This window comes from Arthrobacter sp. HMWF013 (genome assembly GCF_003061105.1).
GTDB lineage: Bacteria > Actinomycetota > Actinomycetes > Actinomycetales > Micrococcaceae > Arthrobacter.
The window spans coordinates 1-4892 of record NZ_QAIQ01000239.1 but is presented as its reverse complement, the minus strand read 5'-3'; the positions used below and the strand labels follow the sequence as shown (position 1 = coordinate 4892).

Below are 4892 nucleotides of genomic sequence, written 5' to 3'. Positions count from 1 at the left end.
TCCGGCCCGGCCGAGGGATTGGCTCAGCAGCACCTGCCCTGCGGGTTGGAGTCCTGGCGGTCCGTCCGGTCCCGCCAGAACTCACGTTCGGTCAGGGGCGGCTGCCCATGCCCGGCCGCGCGGTGGTGCTCCAGGTACTTGGTGTAGGCGTCCGCTCCGAGGACACCACCCAGATAGCGGGCAAACCCCCGGAAACCCGTTGATACTGCGGCCAGGCGGAGACTCATCAGTGGTGACCTGGCCTTTCGTACCGCAGTTCCGCCGGGAGCTTGCTCCATTCGGCCAGCAGTTCCTTTTCCGCCGGCGTGGGGATGAGGCCCGCGGGTGCGAAGACCCGTGAAGGACGGGGTGCGTCTTCGTGGTCGTCATTGGCTATGCCCGCACCGTGGTTGCGGTATGCCTTGGCAGTGGCGATGAGCGCGGTGGCGATGACAATGATGCTCAGGACCACGAAGATGACGGACAGCCAGCCCTGGATGCCCGTGTTGCGCACCACGGCCTCCATGGCAGCGACTGTCTTGGCCGTTCCAAACTCGGTCTTGCCGTCGGCCAGGGCCTTGGAGAACGCCGCGTTGTTGGCGAAGTACCCCACGGCCGGGACCGGCGAGAAGATCTTGTGGAAGCTCGCGGTAATGGTCACCACTGCCGCGAAGGTCAGCGGTAGGGCCACAATCCAGAGGTACTTGAAGGAGCCCCGCTTGGCCGCGATGGCCAGGCAGACGGACAATGCGATGGCAGCGAGCAGCTGGTTGGCAATGCCGAACAGCGGGAACAGCGTATTGATGCCGCCCAGCGGGTCCGTGACACCCATCAGCAGCACCGCGCCCCATGCACCGACCATCACTGCCGTGCAGAGCCAGGCACCCGGCCGCCAGGAGTGTTCCTTGAACTTGGGGATGAAGTTGCCGATGGAATCCTGCAGCATGAAGCGGGCCACACGGGTGCCGGCGTCAACGGCCGTGAGGATGAACAGTGCCTCGAACATGATGGCGAAGTGGTACCAGAACGCCATCATGGCCGTGCCGCCGATGAACTGCTGCATGATGTGGGCGAGGCCCACAGCAAGGGTAGGCGCACCACCCGTGCGGGAAACAATGCTCTCCTCGCCAACGTTCCTGGCCGTCTCCGTGAGGAGGTCGGGGCTGATGTTGACTCCCGCGAGGCCCAGGCTGTTGACCCAGGTTGCGGCTGTTTCCACCGTGCCGCCGGTCAGGGCGACCGGTGCGTTCATGGCGAAGTACAGGCCGCGGTCAATGGAGATGGCAGCAACCAGCGCCATGATGGCCACGAACGATTCCATCAGCATGCCGCCGTACCCGATGAGCCGGGTCTGGCGTTCCTTTTCGATCAGCTTAGGGGTGGTGCCTGAGGAGATCAGTGCGTGGAATCCGGACAAGGCCCCGCAGGCAATGGTGACGAAGAGGAAGGGGAACAGTGCCCCCGGGAACACCGGACCGTTCTCCCTGCTGGCGAATTCGCTGAAGGCGGGGACAGTGATTTCGGGGCGGACCACAATGATGGCCAGCGCCAGCATGACGATTACACCGATTTTCATGAACGTGGAGAGGTAGTCCCGCGGCGCCAGCAGCAGCCAGACCGGCAGGATCGCGGCGATGAAGCCGTAAATGATCAGGCCCCAGGCGATGGTGACTTTGTCCAGGGTGAAGAACGCGGCACCCCACTCGGTTTCCGCTACGATGCCGCCGCCGATGATGGCTGCCATCAACAGTACGAAGCCGATCAGCGAGACTTCCATAACCTTGCCGGGCCGGAGGAATCGCAGGAAGATGCCCATGAACAGGGCGATGGGGATGGTCATGCCCACCGAGAAGACACCCCAGGGGCTTTCGGCCAGTGCGTTCACAACGACAAGGGCCAGGATGGCGACGATGATCACCATAATGAGCAACGTGGCAATCAGGGCAGCGGTGCCGCCGATGACACCAAGTTCTTCACGGGCCATCTGGCCCAGGGAGCGTCCGCCGCGGCGCATGGAGAAGAACAGGACGAGGTAGTCCTGCACCGCTCCGGCCAGTACGACGCCGATGATGATCCAGATGGTGCCGGGCAGGTAACCCATCTGGGCGGCAATGACCGGTCCCACGAGGGGCCCGGCGCCGGCAATGGCGGCGAAGTGGTGGCCGAAGAGGACATTGCGGTCCGTGCGGACGTAGTCCTTGCCGTCGGCCTTGTATTCCGCAGGAGTGGCGCGGCGGTCATCGGGTTTGGTGATGTAGCGTTCGATCACCTTGGAGTAGAACCGGTAGCCGATCAGGTAAGTACAGACCGATGCAAAGACGAACCAGATGGCGTTGACCGTCTCGCCCCTGATGATCGCCAGCATGAACCAGGCAACACCGCCCAGCAGTGCGATGGCCGCCCACAAGGCGATTTTGGCCGGTGTCCATTTCCTGTCCTCAGCCTCGCTGACGGCTGCATCCACAGCTGTTGGCGGCAGCGCCGGATCGGCGGTCAAGGGACCGCCCCGTTGCGCTGAACCTTCCGGTTCATTAGACCTGTTGGCCATGTCTCCTCCTCGAGAATTCCTGCTTCGGTGTTTGGCTCAAAGGCACCCTACCAATGCTGCGCCGACGAGGGTACGGCTTCGGGACCGCGCCGTGTGTCCATGCGGTGAACGGCGGGCCGAGGGAGCCGAACGCCAGGTTCAGCTCAACGCCGGAACGCGGTGTGTGGTCCCTGGGCTGCCGGACGCAGGAAAGGCCCCCGGCCGGGCATTCCCGGGCAGAGGCCTTCTCCATGGCTGCACCCTGGCGGGGGCAGCAGTTGCACGTGCTGTGGCGGCACGTGCCGTGTCTACGTGGTTGACGCCTACGCGTGTGAGTAGGTGAGGCAGTCAGCGTTGTCAGCGCCGGGGCCAACATGGACTTCGGGTGCATTGCACATCAGATGGTCGTTGTGGACGCACTCGGCGCGTTGGCACGCTCCGACGTCGGCCAGGACCTTGGGCAGGCCGCCGTGCATCCCGGTGTCAATGAAAGTGGCGCAGCTGGCATGGTCTTCACTGCCCCCGACCGTGATGGCGTGGGCGGTACAGCCTTCATGGTCGTTGAACGAGCAACGGGTAACACTGCAGTCGGCAACATGGGTTGTCATAAGAGGTTCCTCCGTAGTCCGGCCGCCCGGGCCGGACAGCATCCTGCCTCCCACGCTAGGCCTGTTCAGCCCAATCAAAAAGACCCAACTATGTGACGTAATTCAGATAAGTGATGCCGTTCAGGCCCCGACGCCCCGCCGGGACATCGGAAGCCTTGCCTGCGTAAACATCCAGGCCAGGACTGAACCGGTCAGCGGTACAGCCACCAGGAGCGCCAGGAGCTGCAGCCAGGGAATCGTGGGCCCGGCGAACATCCGCGTGGCTGAGACGATCAGGGCAGCCGGGACTATACCGGCGGCCAGCCCGAGCAGGGTGCCAAGCCCAGCCGTCATCAGGGCCTGGGCTCCGGCCAGGGACTTCCGCAGCTGCGGCGCGGCCCCTACGGCCGCCAGCGTCATATGGTCCGTCCGGGCATCTGCGAGCGCCAGGCCCGTGGTGATTCCCGCCGCACTCAGCGTGATCAGCGCGCTCAGGCCCACCAGCAGCCAAAGCAAAGCGGAATTGTCCGTGTCAGCCCCCTGCTCCACATTGAGGGTCATGCCGGTGACGCCGTAGAACCGCGAGAGCGCCGTTGAGACCTTGTCCCGCTCCGCGTCCGTAGGATTCCCCGACAGCTGGACCAGGAGCGCTGCGGGTTCAACGGGCAGCCCCAGCCTGGCGGCAGTCGCGGCTGAGACGACGCCGTAGTAGGGCACCGGAGCCACGGGAACTTCGACGGCGGCCCGCAGTCGCGTGCTGGTGACCACCTCGTAGCCCTCGAACCGTTGGCCCGTGACGGGCTTGGGTTTGCGCATGTCGGTGGACTCAAGGGTAGTGTGCCCGTCCTGGACATAGACGGGATTACTGACTGCCATGCCACCGTTTTCCAGCACATCGAGAGCCTCCTGTCCCGGTTCCCGGCCGAGGACAGCACGGAGCTCGTCCGCCCCTCCCACGATCAGCTGCGGGAGTTGGCCGGAAATTCCGGCAGGAAACATGGAGCCGCGGCACCGCCAGTCTGATGCGTCCGCGATCCGTCCTTTCGGCGTTGCGGGGCACTCCTGGCCAGCCGGTACAGCGAGCCCGTACTGCAGGCACCCTGCAGGGTCGTCGCCCGCGACCCATCCGCCATCCGCTGTGGCCTGCAGAAGGCACCCCCTGGTCACCACCGAGTCCAGTGCCTGCGTCCATTCGACGGATTCGAGGGACTGCCGCACCACCTCAGCCACGGCCTGAGGGTCGTGGAAAGCAGGGTCCTGGTTGGCTGCGCCCGGGGAAATCCCGCCCTGGACAGCCGGCCCGGCCGCCACTGGAACGCCGTCCAGGGTCAGGGGAAGGGTCGCCTGAAACTGGTGCGCGGACCAATAGTGGGTTCTCCTGGCATCCTCGAACTGGCTCGCAGCCAGGACCATTACCGCGCTGGCCAACGTTGCCGCGGCGAGGACTGCCGCCACAGCCGGGACAGTGCGGGTCCGGTTCCTGGCCGAATCCCTGGCCGCCAACCTCAGGGGCAGGCTCAGCCGCCCGGTGTGGCCGGTGAGAAGTGAAACAAACCCGCCGGTCAGGAGCACCAAGGCCACCACCAACAAGACGGTGCCGCCAATCAGCAGGCCTGCCACCAGCGGAACGCGTTCCATCAGCACGTCAAGGTCGTCGCCAACCAGGCCCAGCCAGCCGCCGGCCGCGAGCGTCAGCACGGCCAGGACCAGCAGCGCGGTACCAAACCGGGCCGGCGCCTTTCCGGCGACTGAGGGAGCACGTCCTGATTTGAGCGCACCGAGTGCCGCTTGCCGTGCTA

The 4892-nt window shown here is 65.2% G+C and carries 3 protein-coding genes and 1 pseudogene; all 4 read right to left on the bottom strand.

Annotated features, from left to right (window positions below; translation table 11 throughout):
- Positions 1–23: 23 nt before the first annotated feature.
- The gene (locus DBR22_RS09710; RefSeq protein ID WP_108598847.1) at positions 24–227 is read right to left on the bottom strand and encodes a YbdD/YjiX family protein; all 204 of its coding nucleotides are present in this window, start codon (positions 225–227) and stop codon (positions 24–26) included.
- Positions 227–2527: a carbon starvation CstA family protein gene (locus DBR22_RS09705; protein WP_108598846.1), complete on the bottom strand. Its 2301-nt coding sequence runs from the start codon at positions 2525–2527 to the stop codon at positions 227–229. Before DBR22_RS09705 ends, DBR22_RS09710 begins: the two co-directional genes overlap by 1 nt.
- A 302-nt stretch (positions 2528–2829) precedes the next feature.
- Positions 2830–3114 (bottom strand): DUF1540 domain-containing protein, encoded by a 285-nt coding sequence (locus DBR22_RS09700; RefSeq protein ID WP_108598845.1) that lies wholly within the window; start codon positions 3112–3114, stop codon positions 2830–2832.
- A 120-nt stretch (positions 3115–3234) separates the two neighbouring features.
- Positions 3235–4892, bottom strand: a pseudogene (locus DBR22_RS23775) (hypothetical protein); the annotation flags it as partial.

Bases quoted from the DNA above. Each gene is read 5' to 3' on its own strand.
- DBR22_RS09710 (WP_108598847.1), bottom strand. From the start codon at position 227: ATGAGTCTCCGCCTGGCCGCAGTATCAACGGGTTTCCGGGGGTTTGCC.
- DBR22_RS09705 (WP_108598846.1), bottom strand. From the start codon at position 2,527: ATGGCCAACAGGTCTAATGAACCGGAAGGTTCAGCGCAACGGGGCGGT.
- DBR22_RS09700 (WP_108598845.1), bottom strand. From the start codon at position 3,114: ATGACAACCCATGTTGCCGACTGCAGTGTTACCCGTTGCTCGTTCAAC.